The 16,307-nt window shown below is 73.3% G+C and carries 10 protein-coding genes; 4 read left to right on the top strand and 6 right to left on the bottom strand.

The annotated features are described in order from the left end of the window. The first annotated feature begins 106 nt into the window (after nucleotides 1-106). From ABKA17_RS18575 to ABKA17_RS18565, 3 genes are all read left to right on the top strand, one after another. A complete protein-coding gene (locus ABKA17_RS18575; protein WP_353693191.1) occupies nucleotides 107-1,426 on the top strand; it encodes a hemolysin family protein in 1,320 nt (439 codons plus the stop codon). Further along, a complete protein-coding gene (locus ABKA17_RS18570) occupies nucleotides 1,423-2,448 on the top strand; it encodes a hemolysin family protein (RefSeq protein ID WP_353693190.1) in 1,026 nt (341 codons plus the stop codon). The genes ABKA17_RS18575 and ABKA17_RS18570 overlap by 4 nt, the downstream gene beginning before the upstream one ends. Before the next feature lie 109 nt (nucleotides 2,449-2,557). Then, nucleotides 2,558-4,279 carry a hypothetical protein gene (locus ABKA17_RS18565; RefSeq protein ID WP_353693189.1) on the top strand — a complete coding sequence of 574 codons (1,722 nt, stop codon included), beginning with the start codon at nucleotides 2,558-2,560 and terminating at the stop codon, nucleotides 4,277-4,279. A 79-nt stretch (nucleotides 4,280-4,358) separates the two neighbouring features. Here the strand turns inward: ABKA17_RS18565 and ABKA17_RS18560 are convergent, their stop codons facing one another. The 6 genes from ABKA17_RS18560 to ABKA17_RS18535 all read right to left on the bottom strand — a co-directional run bounded on the left by ABKA17_RS18560 (nucleotide 4,359) and on the right by ABKA17_RS18535 (nucleotide 14,948). Beyond that, a complete protein-coding gene (locus tag ABKA17_RS18560; RefSeq protein ID WP_353693188.1) occupies nucleotides 4,359-5,000 on the bottom strand; it encodes a cutinase family protein in 642 nt (213 codons plus the stop codon). Between the two features lie 166 nt (nucleotides 5,001-5,166). Further along, a complete protein-coding gene (locus tag ABKA17_RS18555) occupies nucleotides 5,167-6,390 on the bottom strand; it encodes a PucR family transcriptional regulator (protein ID WP_353693187.1) in 1,224 nt (407 codons plus the stop codon). Between the two features lie 122 nt (nucleotides 6,391-6,512). After that, nucleotides 6,513-7,457: an alpha/beta hydrolase gene (locus ABKA17_RS18550; protein WP_353693186.1), complete on the bottom strand. Its 945-nt coding sequence runs from the start codon at nucleotides 7,455-7,457 to the stop codon at nucleotides 6,513-6,515. A gap of 20 nt (nucleotides 7,458-7,477) precedes the next feature. Beyond that, complete coding sequence (locus ABKA17_RS18545; RefSeq protein WP_353693185.1) at nucleotides 7,478-11,494, bottom strand: beta-ketoacyl synthase N-terminal-like domain-containing protein; 4,017 nt, start codon at nucleotides 11,492-11,494, stop codon at nucleotides 7,478-7,480. Then, on the bottom strand, nucleotides 11,491-13,269 hold the full coding sequence (locus tag ABKA17_RS18540; RefSeq protein ID WP_353693184.1) for a fatty acyl-AMP ligase: 1,779 nt from the start codon (nucleotides 13,267-13,269) through the stop codon (nucleotides 11,491-11,493). Before ABKA17_RS18540 ends, ABKA17_RS18545 begins: the two co-directional genes overlap by 4 nt. Nucleotides 13,270-13,373: 104 nt before the next feature. Continuing rightward, on the bottom strand, nucleotides 13,374-14,948 hold the full coding sequence (locus ABKA17_RS18535; RefSeq protein WP_502994277.1) for an acyl-CoA carboxylase subunit beta: 1,575 nt from the start codon (nucleotides 14,946-14,948) through the stop codon (nucleotides 13,374-13,376). 266 nt (nucleotides 14,949-15,214) lie between these two features. On the opposite strand from ABKA17_RS18535, the gene ABKA17_RS18530 reads away from it, so the two are divergent. Next, nucleotides 15,215-16,300: an FAD-dependent oxidoreductase gene (locus tag ABKA17_RS18530; protein ID WP_353693183.1), complete on the top strand. Its 1,086-nt coding sequence runs from the start codon at nucleotides 15,215-15,217 to the stop codon at nucleotides 16,298-16,300. Nucleotides 16,301-16,307 lie beyond the last annotated feature (7 nt).

Genomic DNA, 16,307 nt, shown 5'->3' with positions numbered 1-16,307 from the left:
CCGCACACCAACTGAAGGAGCAAGACTTGTCCGCCACCGCGACGGACTCCCCGGGGCACAGTCCCGGACCCCATGGGCAGGGTGCCCCCGCTCGATCGACACGCCGATGAGCACCGTGAACGCCCTGCTCGGCCTGCTGGCCGTCTTCGTCCTCACCGCCGGTACCGGCTACTTCGTGGCCCAGGAGTTCGCCTACGTCTCCGTGGACCGGCTCGCCCTGGCCCGCGAGGCGGAGGCGGGTGACCGAAGGGCCGCCCGCGCCCTGACGGTCCTGGAGCGGCTGTCCTTCATGCTGTCGGGCGCCCAGCTCGGCATCACCGTCACCGGACTGGTCGTCGGCTTCATCGCCGAACCGTCCGTCTCCGCACTGCTCGAGCCCGCCCTGACCGGCATCGGCATCCCCGAGGGCGCCGTCGGCGGGATCTCCGTCGTCCTCGCCTTCGTCCTGGCCACCGTCGTCCAGATGGTGCTGGGCGAGCTGGCCCCGAAGAACCTCGCGATCGCCGTACCGGAGCGCCTCGCGAAGTCGCTGGCCGGCTCCACCCTGGCGTACCTCAAGGTCGTCGGCCCGCTCGTGCGCGTCTTCGACGGCGCCGCCAACCGGCTGCTGCGCAAGGTCGGCATCGAGCCCGTCGAGGAACTGCACCACGGCGCGACCCTGGAGGAGCTCGGCCACCTCATCGGCGAGTCCCACGAACAGGGCGAGCTGCCCAGGGAGACCGCCGAACTCATCGACCACGCCCTGGAGTTCTCCGAGCGCACCCTCGACGAGGTGATGGTGCCGCGCGTCGACGCCGTCTTCGTCCGCAAGGACGCCACCGCCGCCGAGGCCGTCGACCTCATCGCCAAGCACGGCCACTCCACCTACCCCGTCCTCGGCGACCACCCGGACGACGTTCCGGGCGTCGTCGGCGTCCGCGAGCTGATGCGGCTGCCCGCCGCGACGCTGGCCGCCACGACCGCGGGCGCGCTGGCCCGCCGACCGCTGCTCCTGCCCGACACCCTGCCGCTGCCGGACGCCGTGGAGCAGATGCGCGAGCGGGACGACGAGTTCGCGGTCGTCCTCGACGAACACGGCGGGGTCGCCGGCATCGTCACCTACGAGGACATCGCCGAGGAACTGGTCGGAGACATCGCCGACGAGACCGACACGGTCATCGAGGTCGCCGTCCCCGACGGCGCGGGCTGGCTGGTGGACGCCGGCCGCCGCCTCGACGAGATCGCCGACGCCACCGGCATCGACCTGCCCGAGGAGGACGACTACGACACCGTGGCCGGCCTGATCGTGGACCGCCTGGGCCGCTTCCCCGCCATCGGCGACCGGCTGACGGTCGAACTGACCGAGGGCGGCAGCGCGGTCATCGTCGTACGCACCCTGGACCGGCATGTGCCGGAGCGGGTCCGGATCCACAAGGAGGGGTCATGAGCTTCCCGATGGCGCTCTTCGTCACCGTGCTGCTGCTGATCGGCAGCGGGTTCTTCGTCGCCGCCGAGTTCGCCCTGGTCGCCGCCAAGCGGCACCGTATGGAGAAGGCCGTCGCCCAGCAGCAGCGCGGCGCCAAGGCGGCCCTGGCCGGCATGCGCGAGCTGTCGCTGATGCTGGCCGGCGCCCAACTCGGCATCACCGTCTGCACCCTGGGCCTGGGCTCGGTCTCCAAGCCCGCCATCTCCCATGAACTCGACCCGCTCCTGCACGACCTGGGCCTGCCCAGCGGCGTCAGCTACGCCATCGCGTTCGTCTTCGCGATGGTCGTCGTGGTGTTCCTGCACATGGTGGTCGGCGAGATGGCCCCCAAGTCCTGGGCCATCGCCCACCCCGAACGCTCCGCCATGCTCCTCGCCCCGGCCTTCCGCGCCGTGGTGAAGGCGGTACGGCCGCTGATCGCGGTGCTCAACCGGATCAGCAACGCCCTGGTACGGCTGTGCCGGGTCACCCCGCGCGACGAACTCGCCGCGGTCCACAACCGCGAGCAGCTCACCCACCTCGTGGAGGAGTCCGAGCGGCTGGGGCTGATCAGCGAGAACGACTCGGAGCTGCTGACCCGCTCGCTCGTCGAGCCCGAGACCCCGGTCGGGGAACTCCAGATCCCGGCCGCGGAGATCACCTCGGTCGACGGTGCCGCCGACATCGACGCCATCCTCCGCCTCGCCTCCGACCACGACCGCACCCGCCTGCTCGTCCGCGAGGAAGGCGGCGAGCGTCGCGTCCTCGGCTCCGTCCACGCCCGGGACGCCCTCGTCGCCCGCGCCCAGGCACGCGCCACCGACGCCCGCGCCCTGGCCCGACCGGTACCGGAGCTCACACAGGACGCCACCGTCGCCGACGCGATCGAGCTCCTGCGCCGCAACCGGGCCACCCTGGCGGTCGTACGCGACGGGGCCGGGCGCCTGACGGGCATGGTGACCCTGGACGACCTGCTGGCCCGCTATCTGCAACCGGCGGCGTGACGGGGCCGTGAGCCCGGCGCTGCGCCCCGATGACAAGGCCGCACCGGAAGACTGAGTTCCTGTCAGCACTTCCTGAGGCGGGTGTGGCCGGGATCCTAGCGTCCAGGGCATGGACACGATTCGCAGGAGAGGGAAGGCGTGGCGGTGTGCCGCGCTGGCGGTACTGCTGACCGCGGGGACGCTCACGGCGGCGGCTTCCGGCGCCCGGGCGGACGGGGCGCGGACCGAGACGCCGGTGGTGTCGACCTCGCCGGTCGCCGGGGTGCGTGAGTCGGTGGTGCGGGTACGGGTGCCGCTGCCGGAGTCGGCCGGTGCCCGTCCGGCCGCGTGCGACTGGCTGTCGTATCTCCGTTACCGCGCCGACGACGGTCCGGCCGCCGCCGCGGACGCGGACCGGATCCTGGTCGCCCAGCCGGGCATCCTGGAGGGGGCCGGGGCCTTCGACAGCGTCGCCCGCAACACCGTGACGGCGGCCGCGGCACAGGGCCTGCACATCGAGTTCTGGGCCCTGGACCGGCGGTCCAACTGCCTGGAGGACCGCACCGGCATCGCCTCCGGCGACCAGCACACGGCCGTCGACTACTACTACCGCGGCAAGCAGGTCGCGGGCCGCACCTTCGACGGCTTCGCGGACAACGGGCAGTTGGGATGGATGGCCCGGCTCGGCATCGAGCAGACCGTCCGGGACCAGTACGACCTGCTCGCGGCCGAACTGCCCGACCAGACGCTGCGCAAGCGCAAGGTGCTGTGCGGCGGACATTCGCTGGGCGGGGTCGTCACCGGCTACTTCGCCGCCGCCGACTTCGACGGGAACCCGCGCACCACGACCGACGCCGGATACAACCAGTGCGCGGGCTACTTCGCCCTCGACACCACCGTCTCGACGTCGCTGGCCGACCTCAGCGGCAGCCTCCCTGACGACATGAACCTGCCCGACATCGGCCTCGGCCACGGCGTCGTACAGGCCGGACTCGACAGCGGAGTGCTGCCCCGCTCGCTGTCCGCGCCGGTCCTGCTCAACCCCGAGACCATGACACTCCTCGCCATCGCCGGACTGGGCGCCGTGCAGAGCCCGGGGGCCGAGGCCGACCTGCCGAGCTATCTGCCCTCGGGGCTCAACATCGAGGCCACGAACCGGTTCCTGTTCTCCAAGGACACCGCCACCTTCCTCAGCGGCTCGCCGAGCGTGAAGGACTTCCGGCTCACCAATGAGGCGGTGCTGGGCGCGCTGATGGACGACAACTCCGTACCGCTCGCCTTCCTCCAGAGCAGCGTGGGGTTCTTCGACGGGGGACCGGTCGCCGACAAGAACTTCCCCGTCGCCAACGGCGGTCAGCAGCAGCCCGGCCTGTACGGCACCGAGTACAAGGCCGTCCCGGACCGGCCGGCGGGGCCGCTGTACACCTGGCGTGACTACGACCGGGTGGGGGACGCCGACGACCCCGGGTACCGCTCGGCCGACGGCACGCCGTTCACCGACGCGGGCAAGGAGGTCACGGGTATCCAGGAGCTGGCCCGGAGCCTGGCCGAGCAGCCGCTGGACTTCACCGAGCAGTACTTCCCGACCAAGCTCGTCACCGACCTGCAACTGGCAACCTCCCCGCAGGTGAAGCGGCTCGTCGTGCACCCCGGCGGGCTCACCGCCAACCCCGTCCTGACCGTGCTCGCGGGCGACGGACTGCTGGCCGGCCGGGTCCCCGCCGACCTGCACCCCGTGGTCGCCGACGGCTACCAGCACCTCGACGTGCTGACCGCGGCACCGGTGCAGAACGACGGCCGGCCCGAGCCCGTGTCCACCAACCTCGCGCGGTTCGCTGCGAATCCGCGGTAACCCGCGACGGTACGAAGGGAGGGCCCGGGACATCTCCCGGGCCCTCCCCACGTCATGCTCGGACTTCAGGTCTCACACCTCAGACCCGGCCCGCCGCGAAGGCGGCCGCCGCGTCCGCGTTCGCGGTGTATCCCAGATGGGCCCCCACGTCTCCTCCGCCGTTCTCGCAGACCGGGTCGCCCGCCGCGCAGAAGTCGATCGTGCGGCTCTGATAGGTGCCCGTGACGCTCTTGCCGATGGCCCGGATGGGGTTGCCGAACAGCAGCACCGCCTTGACCTTCGGTTCGACCGTGGCCGGCAGTGTGGCGACGATCGGACTGCCGACCACCGCGCCGGCGCTGCTGATTCCGATGGAGTTGTCGACGACGTTCGCTCCCTGCGAATAGCCGACGAGAACGAACCGCTGATTCGGACAGGAAGCGGCCTGCCGGTTCACGTGGTTCACCAGATCCGCGTTGCCCTGGGCGGCGGAAGTCGGGGAAAGGTCGGCGGGGTAGTTCACCGCATAGCTGGAGAACGTCTTTCCGGTGACTTTCTTCTGCAGCGCGGAATACACGGGGTCGCCGACGATGAAACCGAGCGTGCCCGGTTCGAAGGTGCCGCGGGCCGCGACGACGTCGATGTCCGTGCAGGCCGCGGCTGTGGCAGTCGGCGCCGAGAGGGTGGCGAGCCCGGCACCGCCGACCAGTGAGAGTACGGCGAAGCATAAACGGATGCGCATGGAATCCTCCGCGGGTGGGGCGCGATACGCGCCTGCGAAAAAGGATGCCCCGAAGGTATGCGCTTCGCCGGTCCGACTGTTATGGACGGGACAATGGAAACGTCATGAGTTTTTGTAGCTGGTTGAGCCTTTATCGAATGTGCGGGCGTCGAAAGTCGTTCCGCGGTCATTCCGTCCGCGTGTGCAGTGATTCCGCCCGCAGCGCCAGGATGAGGTCGAGGCGGGTTCCGGGATCGTGCAGGGCGTCACCGAAGAGCTTCTCCAGCTGACGCAGGCGGTAGCGGACCGTCTGCGGGTGGATGTGCAGCCGGGCCGCGACATCCGGCACGTTGCTGCCGCTGAGCAGCCAGGCCAGCAGGGTCTCGGCGAGCCGGGCGCGCTGGCCCGGCAGGACCGTGTCGAGCGGGCGGAGGGCGTGGGCCCGCAGGTCGTCGAGCAGTGGCTCGTCGGAGTGCAGGAGCAGGGTCGACAGGTGGTCGGCGCACCGCACCACCCCCTGCCGGGGCAGGATCCCGCGCCCCATCAGACCCAGCGCCCGGGCGGCGACGCGCAGCGACCGCGCGCCCTCGGTGACCGGCACCGTCGGGCCCACCGCCGCCGGCCGGCCGCGCAGCGCGAGGGCGAACCCGCGCCCCGCCCACCGCCCGGAACCGTCGGGATCGGGCACCACCATGCGAGGCGGCCGGGACTCCATGTCCACCAGCGCGCCGGCCATCCCCGGTGACAGGCCCTCCTCGCGCTGGTCGGGGGAAGCGGTCGCGAGCGCGACGACGGCGATCCGCCGCGGCACCGGCCACCGCGCGTGGTGCGCCAGGTCCTGCACCGCCTCCGAGGCCACGGGATCCCCGCCCAGGAGCAGCTTCAGCAGGCGTTTTCGGCGCCGCTCCAGCTCGTCCGTGCTGCGTAACTGCCCGGCCGCGTACCCGGCCGCGGCCGCCTCCGCGACCTCGTGCACCGTCCGGAACGCGATCTCGCCCAGCGCGGCCACGACCGTCGAGTCCAGCCCCAGGTCCTCCGCCGTACGGCCCATCAGCCGCCAGGCGTGCATCCCGCCGACGCGCAGCGCGGACTGCAACGCGTCCAGTCCGCGGCCCTGGACAGCCGTACCGCGCCCGAGTTCGTAGTACGTCGCCGCGATCGACTCCCCGTCGTCGCACGGGTCGGCGATGTGATCGACGAACAGGGTCAGGGCCTGCACCACCCCCTCCCGCAGCCGCTTGCGCTCGGTGTCGTCGGCGGGCCGCGCGTACTCGGGGACCTGGCGACGGACCTCCTCCTCCACCTCGTCGGCAACGCTCTTGAGCTGGGCGCGCAGCAACTCGGCCAGCGCGGGCGGCACGGGTGCGGCCCCGCGACCGTCGGGCACCTCGTGCGGTGTGGGGGAAGCCATCGGGGACATTCCTTTCGCCCGGATGCGGTTCGCGCGAGCGCTGTTGCCCACGGGACGAGTGAGACCTCCCGAGTTGGACGGGCGACCCCTCCGCTCCGTTCCGTGCCCCCACGGCGCGGACATTACTCGGGCACCCCCAGGGCACCGGCGAGCATCGGCCACGACGCCCTGAACTCGCCTTTCCAGTAGGCCCAGCTGTGCCCGCCACCGGCGTAGAAGTGGGTGGTCGCCGGGACGCGGAGCAGCGCGAGCCGGTCGGTGAAGCTGTGGGCCGAGGGCCACAGGGCGCTCTCCAGGACCTGGGGCAGCGGGTCGCCGCCGCCACCGGCCAGTCCGCTGCCCTGCGAGACGTACAGGGCCGTGCCGCGCAGCCCCTCCGCCCGGGCGCGCGGGTTGAAGTCCCGCCAGGTGAGGAGGTTCAGCAGGGGGTTGCCCCACAGCGTGGCGGGCGAGAGGCCCTCGCGGGCGACGATCGCGTCCATGATGGTCGGGACGCCGGGTGCGGTGGTGTCGAGGACCCCGCTGTAGGAAGCCGCCGCGGCGAACGCGCCCGGGTGGCGGGCGGCGTGGGCCATGGCGCCGTAGCCGCCGGTGGACACCCCGGCGACGGCTCGTCTGCCGGAGGCCCGGTACTCCCGCGCGAGCAGCCGCGGAACCTCCTCGACCTGGAACGTCTCGTAGTCGGGCCCGCTGCGCCAGGCGGTGGGGATGCCTGTGGGGCCCGCGTCCGGCATCGCCACGATCAGGTCGCGCCCCTCGGTGAAGGCCTCGATGTCGGTCTCCCGCGTCCAGGAGGTGTAGTCGTCGTGGGCCCCGTGCAGCAGGTACAGCACGGGGTAGGTCCGGCCGGTGTCGGTGTCGAAACCCGTCGGAAGGATCAGCCGCACGGGCGCGCTGCGGCCCAGCGCGGCGGACGGCACGGACAGGTCCAGGGTGCGTGGGCCGAGCCGGGTCGCCGCCCGCGCACGGCCCTCGGCGGCCGTGGCGCCGAACAGGACGGCCAGACCGGCGGCGGCCGCCGTTCTGGCGGCGGTGCGCCGGGTCACTCCGGTGGCAGGGTGGGGCATGGCGGCTCCTCGGTTGCGGTTCAGGGGGCCGGGGCGCGTGGGGCGAGCGCCCGGTCGAGATGGGCGGCGATCTCCTCGACGTACGGCGGGTCGAGCAGCGCCAGATGGTGTCCGGACACCGGTACGACCTCCAGGTCCGGGCACACCTCGTCCCAGCCCAGCGTCGCGTCGTCCCGCTCGTAGGCCGGATCGCGCACGGTGTGCGGGGCGGGCTCGGTGGCCCGGTACAGGACGGTCCGGCCGAGGTGGGGGCCCGGCCGGTGCGCCTCGCCGATCCTCAGGTCGAGGTAGGAGGCGCGCTGGTGCTCCAACGCGGCGGGCGGCACGTCGGCCGCCGCGCGCAGCGCCCCCAGTACGGCGTCGATACGGTGCTCGTCGTCGTCCATCGCCAGGAACTCCTCGTACGGCAACTCCAGCCGGACGCCGTAGTTTTCGGCGACGTGCGAGGCGAAGCCCTCGAAGTGGCGGCGGATCCGGTCCGCCCGCGTCAGACCGGGGTCCAGGAGAGGGCGTACGGAGTCGATGAGGACGAGCAGACGCACCTCACGTCCCGCCTCGGTCAGTTGCCGGGCGGCCTCCTGGGCGACGAAGCCCCCGAAGGACCAACCGCCCAGCAGTACGGGGCCGTCGGGATGCGCGGCGGCGATCGCCTCGGCGCAGCGGCGGGCCTTGTCCGGGACCGTGCGGGCCTGTTCGACGCGGTCGAGGCCGAACACCGGTTGCTCGACGGAGAGTCGTTCGGTGAGCTGCCGGTACACGGAGGTCGGCCCGCCCGCCGCGTGCACGAGGAACAGGGGAGGCCGGGAGCCGGTGGCGCGCAGTGGACGCGGGTGCACACCACCGGCCGTCAGGGGGAGCGCCTGCTCGACGCGGGTGGCGACCTCGGCCACGGTCGCGGCGCCGAGCAGGTCGCGCAGGGGCAGTTCGATGCCGAACTCGCGTTCCATGGCGGTACGGACGCGGACCGCCATCAGCGAGTCGAGCCCGAGGTCGGCGAGGGCGGCGGCCGGGACGACCCGGGCCGGCGGGTGTCCGCTGACGGCGGCGATGTGGTGGCTCAGACGTGCCAGGACCGAGGGCCGTCCGTCCGTGCGCCCCGCGCCGTCATCGGCCGGACGCTGCTCCCGCGCCGTCACGGGCGGGTCGGCCGGCCCCGACACCGGGCGTGTGCCGGACCCCGGTCTCCCGTCCGTCCACCAGTGCCGCCCATGGCGCCAGCGCGGCCCGGGTACGTCGACGACCTGGCCGGGCGGGAGCGGCAGCCGCTGCCCCGCCGCGTACAGCGCCCCCAGCTGGCCGGCGAACGCGGCCGATCCGTCCGCGTCGCGGCGCAGGGTGGCCAGGGCGAGCGCGCCCGGTACGGAGTCGGTCACGGCCCCGGTGAGGACGGGGTGGGAGGAGATCTCCACGAACGCGGTGTGACCGTCGGCGGCCGCCGCCGCTACGGCGCGGTCGAGACGGACCGGCCTGCGCAGGTTGGCGGTCCAGTGGGAGGCGTCGAACGCGCTCTCGGCGCGCGGGTCGTCCAGGACCGTGGAGTAGACGGGCAGCCGCGGTCGGCGGCCCCGCACGCCGGCCAGTTCGCCGGCCAGCTCCGGCAGCAGCGCGTCGACCTGCGGGGAGTGCCCGGCGCCGACCACCCGCAGGGACCGGGCGGGCCTGCCCTCCTTCTGGAGCCGGTCCACCAGCCGGCCCACCGCTTCCTCCTCGCCGGTGACGACCTTCTGCCGCGGCGAGGAGTGCACGGCGACGTGCACACCCGGGAAGTCCCGCTCCAGGGAGCCGAGTTCGGAGTCGTCGAGGTCGACGACGGCCATCGCGCCGCCCCGCAGACCGTTCAGCAGCCGCGCGCGTACGGCGATGACACGCGCGCCGTCCGACACGTCCAGGGCGCCCGCGCACACCGCCGCGGCCACTTCCCCCATGGAGTGCCCGATCACGGCGGCCGGTTCGACACCGTAGGAACGCCACAGCTCGGCGAGTGCCAACTGGAGCCCGAACATGAGGGGTTGGGCCGTCACCAACCGGTCGAGACCGGTGCCGGAGGCCAGGTGGTCGTACAGGGAGAGGCCGTCGCACTCGGCGGCGAGCTGCGGGTCGAGCTTCTCCACGGCGGCGGCGAACGCGGGTTCCTCGGCGAGCAGCCGGCGCCCCATGCCGGCCCACTGTCCGCCGTACCCGGAGAAGATCCACACGGTGCCGGGTCCGACGAGGTCCCGGTCGCCGGTCACGACCCGTGAGTCCGGGCGCCCGGCGGCCAACGCCCTGAGCGCGTCGGCGAGTTCGGCGCGATCGTGGGCGACGACGGCGGCGCGGACCGGTCCCCGGGCGGTGCGCCCGGCGAGGGTGCGGGCCACGTCGGCCGGGTGCGCGGCGCTGGTGTCCAGCCAGTCGGCCACCCGTGCCGCGGTGTCACGTACCCGCTCGACGTCCGCGTCGGAGAAGAGGTGGAGCCGGGCGGTCGGCTCGTCGACCGGCTCCGGCGGGGGACCTGCGGGCCGCCATTCCTCCAGTACGGCATGGGCGTTGGTGCCGCCGAAGCCGAACGCGGAGACACCCGCCGTGGCGGTGCCGCCGTAGCGGGGCCATGGCTCGGGCTCGGTCACGACCCGCAGCCGGTCGTCGCCGAGGGAGCTGCCGCCGGTGCAGTGCAGGGAGGGCGGGATGACGTCGTGGCGCAGCGCGAGCACCGTCTTGACCAGGCCTGCGATGCCCGCCGCCGACTCCAGGTGGCCGAGGTTGCCCTTGACGGAACCGAGCAGCAGCGGCTGGTCGGGGTCGCGCTCGGCGCCGAGCACCGTGGCGAGGGCGCCCGCCTCGATCGGATCGCCGAGGGGGGTGCCGGTGCCGTGCGCCTCGACGAAGTCGACCTGTCCCGGGGTGAGACCGGCCCGGGTGTACGCGGTCTCCAACAGGGCCCGTTGGGCGGCGGGGTTGGGGGCCATCAGGCCGTTGGAACGCCCGTCGGAGTTGACGGCCGTCGTCCGGATCACCGCCAGCACCCGGTCGCCGTCCCGTTCCGCGTGGGACAGCCGTTTGAGGATCACCGCCGCGCAGCCCTCGCCGCGCCCGATGCCGTCGGCCGCGGCCGAGAACGGTTTGCACCGCCCGTCGGGGGCGAGGACGCCCGCCCGCCGGAACGCGACGGTGACGGCGGGCGACAGCAGCAGGTTGACCCCGGCCGCGATCGCCGTCTCGCTCTCGCCGGCCCACAGGCTGACGCAGGCGTGGTGCACGGCGACCAGCGACGAGGAGCAGGCGGTGTCCACGGCCAGACAGGGCCCGCGCGTGTCCAGGACGTACGCCAGCCGGCCCGCGGTGATGCTCAGGGCCGCGCCGGCCGGCGCCCACGGGTCGACGGCGGCCGGGTCGGAGCCGGTGAGCTGACCGTACTCGGGGGCCGAGACGCCGACGAAGACGCCCGTGGCGGTGCCCGCCAGGGACGCGGCCGGCACGGCGGCGTGGTCGAGCGCCTCGTGGACGACCTCCAGCAGGATCCGCTGCTGGGGGTCCATCAGCGCGGCCTCGCGCGGGGTGATGTGGAACAGGTCCGCGTCGAACCCGGCGATGTCGTCGAGATAGCCGCCGTAGGGATGGGCGTCGGCGGGCGGGAAGGCGGTGAAGTCACGCCAGCGGTCCTCGGGCACCCGCCGCACGGCGTCGACACCTTTGGACAGCAGTTCCCAGTACTCGCCCGGGCCGTGCACCCCGCCCGGCAACCGGCAGCCGACCCCGACGACCGCGACGGGCTCGCGGGGGCCGCCGGGTGCCATGACGAGCGGCGCCGGACCGGAGGCCGTACCGCACAGCCGCGCCACCAGGGCGTCCCCGGTGGACGCCTCCCACAGCAGCGTCGCCGGCAGCTCGCACCCGGTGGCGCGGGACAGTTCGGCGGCCAGCGCGACCGCGTCCCGGGAGGACATGCCGAGGTCCGTGAGCTGCCGGTCCATGGGAACGTCCTCGGGGGCGGTGCCGTCCCAGGAGCCGACCCGCTCGGCGATCAGCCGGCGCAGCGCGCCCGCGTCGACGGCCCTCATCCCGCGGCCTTCCGCGAGGCGGGGGGCGCTGTGTACATGCCGTCGAGGTAGCGCTCGCGGGTCAGGGCGCGGGACACCTTGCCGCTGGAGGTCCGCGCGACCGACCCCGGCGGGACGAGCACGACGTCGTGCAGCCGCAGACCGTGCCGACCGGAGACGGCACCGCGCACGGCGCGTACGACGTTCGGCACGTCGAGGTCGGTGAGGGTCGTGGTGCGGACATGTTCGGCCACGACCACGACCCGTTCCCCCGAGGAACCCGGGACGGCGAACACGGCGAGCCGGTCGGGGCGTACGGCCGGGTGCGCGTCCTGGGCCGTGGCCTCGATGTCCTGCGGGTAGTGGTTGCGGCCGTCGACGATGACGAGGTCCTTGAGCCGGCCGGTGACGATCAACTGCCCGTCCAGCACCGCCCCCAGGTCACCGGTGCGCAGCCAGCGACCGCCGGAGGAGTCCTCGGCGTCGGGGAGGAGGGCCCCGAAGACCCGCTCGCTCTCCTCCGCCCGCTGCCAGTAGCCGCGGCCGACGTTGGGCCCCTGCACCCGGATCTCACCGACCTCGCCCTCCGACAGCGCGGCGCCGGTGGCCGGGTCGACGATGCGGATCCGCTGCCCCGCCGGGGTGCCGCAGCCGGCCAGCAGCACGGCTCTGGGGTCGTCGGGGCGGGCGGGCAGTGCCTTTCCGGCGGCGAGGGCATCACGGTCGAGGGCGAACCGGCCGAGCGGCGCACCGGGCCGGGCGGCGCTGACGAACACCGTCGCCTCGGCGAGTCCGTACGAGGGGCAGTGGGTGGTGGGTGCCAGACCCCGGTCGGCGAAGGCGGCGTGGAAGCGGTCGGCCGTGCCGGGCCGGACGGGTTCGCTGCCGTTGATCAGCGCGTGGACGCCGTCCAGCCGCAGGTCCGCCTTCTGGCTGTCGGTGACGGTCGCGGCGCAGTAGTCGTAGGCGAAGTTGGGAGCGGCACTGAGGGCACGCGGGTGCGCGGCGAGCAGCCGGAGCCAGCGCACGGGCTCGCGCAGGAAGGCGGTCGGGTCCATCAGCACCGACAGCAGACCGCGGACCACGGGCGCGGCGACGCTGAGCACCAGTCCCATGTCGTGGTAGAGCGGCAGCCAGCCCACGCACGTCACCGGGTGGACGTCGGCGCCGTACGCGGTCAGCGCCTGGCGGGCGTTGGTGACGACATTGGCGTGGGTGATCTCCACGCCGGCCGGGGCGCGGGTCGAACCGGAGGTGTACTGGAGATACGCGGTGGCACCGGCGTCCGTGTCCGATGGACGGAAACCGTGGGACTCGTCGTCGGGCACGGCGTCCGCGCACACGATCCGCGTGCCGCCGTCACGGCCGGTGCGCGCGCAGAAGTCGGCCACCTCCTGCCGGACCGCGCTCGTGGTCACGACGGCCGCCGGGCGGGCATCGGCCAGCACCCCGGCGAGCCGGTCCGCGTGCCCGGGCAGGCCCGGCGGATACAGCGGTACGGCGACCATCCCGGCGGCCAGCGTCGCGAGGAACCCGGTGACGTACTCGACGCCCTGCGGGCACAACAGCGCGACCCGTGCCCCCGGTTCGGCCTCCTCGGCGAGGCGCGCGGCCAGCGCCCGCACCCGCAGGTCCAGACGCCGCCAGGTCAGGGTGCGGTGGACACCGCGCGAGTGCGGCGCGGGGTGATCGACGAAGGTGAACGCCCGTCGGTCCGGGGTGCTTTCGGCCCAGTGCCGCAGATACTCCGGCAGGGTCCGGCACGCGGGCGCGAGCGGGGGGCGGCGGCTGTCCATCGGTCGTGCTCCTCACGTCGCGGGGCGTTGCGGAAGCGGCGGTACGGCCGTGCGGGGGAGGGGAGTCGGGGGTCGAAGCGGGATGCCGGCGCGTCGGCGTCGGTTCAGAGCGGGATGTTGCCGTGGCGGCGCTGCGGCAGGTGCGCGCGTTTGCCGTGCAGCGCGCGCAGGGCGCGGCAGATGTGCGGGCGGGTGTCGCGAGGGGCGATGACGGCGTCGACGTAGCCGCGTTCGGCGGCGAGGTAGGGCGTGCCGTGGGTGCGTTCGTACGTGGCGACCAGACGGGCCCGCAGCGCCTCGGGGTCGGCCGCGGCGGCCAGTTCGCGCCGGTGCAGGAGGCCCACCGCGCCCTCGGCGCCCATCACGGCGATCCGGGCGGTGGGCCAGGCGAGGTTGACGTCGGCGCCCAGGTGCTTGGAGCCCATCACGGCGTACCCGCCGCCGTACGCCTTGCGCACCACGACCGTGACCTTGGGGACGGTCGCCTCGGCATAGGCGTAGAGCAGTTTCGCGCCCCGCCGGATGATGCCGCCGCGCTCCTGGCGCGACCCGGACAGATAGCCGGGTACGTCGGTGAAGGTCAGCAGGGGGATGCCGAAAGCGTCGCAGAACCGTACGAACCGTGCGGCCTTCTCGGAGGCGTCGATGTCTAGGACGCCGGCGGCGTACAGCGGCTGGTTGGCCACGACACCGACCGACCGTCCCTCGACGCGGGCCAGGGCGCAGATGATGTTCGGTGCGAACAGCTCCTGCACATCGAGCAGTTCACCGTCGTCGACGACCGCCCGCAGGATCTCCCGCATGTCGTAGGCCTGCCCGAGCCGGTCCGGGACGACCGAGTCGAGCGGCTCCCCGGCGGGGGCGTCCCCGGGCGCGTACTCCGGTGGCGGCTCCAGGTTGTTGGCGGGGAGGTACGACAGCAGCTCGCGTACGGTGTCGAGGGCGTCCTCCTCGTCGGCGGCGAGGAAGTGGGCGTTGCCGTTGACGGTGTTGCTGGTGCGGGCGCCGCCCAGGTCCTCGGCGGTGGTGCGCTCGCCGGTGACCGCCTCGATGACGTCGGGGCCGGTGACGAACATGTGCGAGGCGCCGTCGACCATCACCGTGAAGTCGGTGATCGCGGGCGAGTAGGCGGCCCCGCCCGCGCACGGACCCAGCACCACGGAGATCTGCGGGACGACGCCGGACGCCTGGACGTTTCTGCGCACCAGCTCGGCGTAGAGGGCGAGTGAGGCGACGCCCTCCTGGATGCGGGCGCCGCCGGAGTCGTTGAGGCCGATGACGGGGCAGCCCGTCTTCAGGGCGAGGTCCATCAGGGCGACGGTCTTCTCGCCGAACGCCTCGCCCATGCTTCCGCCGAACACCGAGGAGTCCTGGGCGAACACGCACACCCGGCGCCCGTCGACGGTGCCGAACCCGGTGACCACGCCGTCGCCGTAGGGGCGCCGGCCGCTTGCGCCGGTGTCCCTGGCCCGCACGAACAGACCGGTCTCGCTGAAGGACCCCGGGTCCACCAGCCGCTCGATCCGCTCCCGGGCCCCGAACTCTCCACGCCTCCTCACCCCGCCGTCCCCCGTCGCCTCCTTCTCGCGACGGCCGAGCTCGGCGATGCGCTCGGCGGTGTCTCCACGATCGAGCGCGGCCCTCGGCTCCGGACCGGATGTCGTAGCCCCTTGTGTCACAACCACCTCCGAAGTGGTTGTCGAATATGGCAGCGTGACGACGGGGGCGGGGCGAATCAGTGGTCCCTTTGGGGGAGTTGAGTCATCGGGGAGGGAATTTCATCCCGGTGTGACAAGGGGCCCCGACCGGCGTCGTGCGTCCCGCGCCTCTGCTGGTGCGGTAGGCGCTCGTCGATCCGGAAGACGTACTCGTCGACGCATACCATCGAGTGCGCCATGGCCCGCGTTGTGCTCGCGGGGACGAACTGGACACCCGGGGAGGACCTTTGATCGCCGTCGTGGGAGCCGGACTGATGGGCGCGGCCACCGCCTGGCAACTCGCCCGTCGCGGACACGAGGTCACGCTCGTCGAGGCCTACGAGATCGGCCACAAGAACGGCAGTTCGCACGGCAGCTCCCGGATCTTCCGCAGGGCGTACGCCGAGGCCCTCTACGTGGGTCTGACCGGGCGGGCCTACGAGCAGTGGCGCGAGCTGGAGAAGGACAGCTCGACTCCCTTGCTGCGGACGACCGGTGGACTCGACTTCGGGGCGCAGCACGACACCAAGGGGCTGGCCCGCGTACTGAGTGAGGGCGGAGTGCCGTACGAACTCCTGGGCGCCCAGGACGCCGCGGAGCGTTGGCCGTACATCCGCTTCGACGGCCGGGTCCTGTACCACCCGGACGCCGGTGTGGTCGACGCCGACGCGACGGTCGCGGCGTGTGTGCGCAGGGCCGTGGAGTGCGGGGCGGACGTGTGGACCGGCGTACGGGTCACGGGGTTCGACGTGGGACGGAAGGTGCGCCTGCGTACGGACGACGGCCGGGAACTGACCGCCGACACCGTGGTGATCGCCGCCGGAGCGTGGCTGCCCGAGCTCGGCCTGCCCGTCACCCTGCCGGAGTTGAAGGTGACCCAGCAGCAGGTCTTCCACTTCCGCCAGCGGGACCCGTCGGTCCTCTGGCCGACCTTGGTCTACAACGACAAGACGATGCAGGCCTACGGTCTGCCCTCCGGCGGCGACGGCGGCCCGCTGCCCGCCGTGAAGGTCGCCGAGCACAACCGCGGGACGCCCACCACGGCCGGCACCCGCAGCGGCGTCGTCGACCCGACGTCACGCGCCCGCGTGAGCGCCTTCGTCCACGACCGGCTCCCCGGCCTTCACCCCGACCCGGTCGCGGAGGCCACCTGTCTGTACACCACCGCTCCGATGGACGACTTCGTCCTCGACCGGCGCGGCCCCCTCGTCATCGTCTCCCCGTGCTCCGGGCAGGGCGCCAAATTCACCCCGCTCATCGGCGCGATGGCCGCCGACCTCGCCACGGGCCGCGCCGAGCCCCACCCGCGCTTCCGGTTGGACCGCTCGGCATAGGTTCCGT

Origin of the sequence: Streptomyces sp. RG80, assembly GCF_040446465.1 — a bacterium.
Lineage (GTDB): Bacteria > Actinomycetota > Actinomycetes > Streptomycetales > Streptomycetaceae > Streptomyces.
Note: the sequence above shows the minus strand (reverse complement) of the source record. Positions and strands in the feature narration are given on the sequence as shown.

Bases quoted from the DNA above. Each gene is read 5' to 3' on its own strand.
- ABKA17_RS18575 (WP_353693191.1), top strand. From the start codon at position 107: ATGAGCACCGTGAACGCCCTGCTCGGCCTGCTGGCCGTCTTCGTCCTC.
- ABKA17_RS18570 (WP_353693190.1), top strand. From the start codon at position 1,423: ATGAGCTTCCCGATGGCGCTCTTCGTCACCGTGCTGCTGCTGATCGGC.
- ABKA17_RS18565 (WP_353693189.1), top strand. From the start codon at position 2,558: ATGGACACGATTCGCAGGAGAGGGAAGGCGTGGCGGTGTGCCGCGCTG.
- ABKA17_RS18560 (WP_353693188.1), bottom strand. From the start codon at position 5,000: ATGCGCATCCGTTTATGCTTCGCCGTACTCTCACTGGTCGGCGGTGCC.
- ABKA17_RS18555 (WP_353693187.1), bottom strand. From the start codon at position 6,390: ATGGCTTCCCCCACACCGCACGAGGTGCCCGACGGTCGCGGGGCCGCA.
- ABKA17_RS18550 (WP_353693186.1), bottom strand. From the start codon at position 7,457: ATGCCCCACCCTGCCACCGGAGTGACCCGGCGCACCGCCGCCAGAACG.
- ABKA17_RS18545 (WP_353693185.1), bottom strand. From the start codon at position 11,494: ATGAGGGCCGTCGACGCGGGCGCGCTGCGCCGGCTGATCGCCGAGCGG.
- ABKA17_RS18540 (WP_353693184.1), bottom strand. From the start codon at position 13,269: ATGGACAGCCGCCGCCCCCCGCTCGCGCCCGCGTGCCGGACCCTGCCG.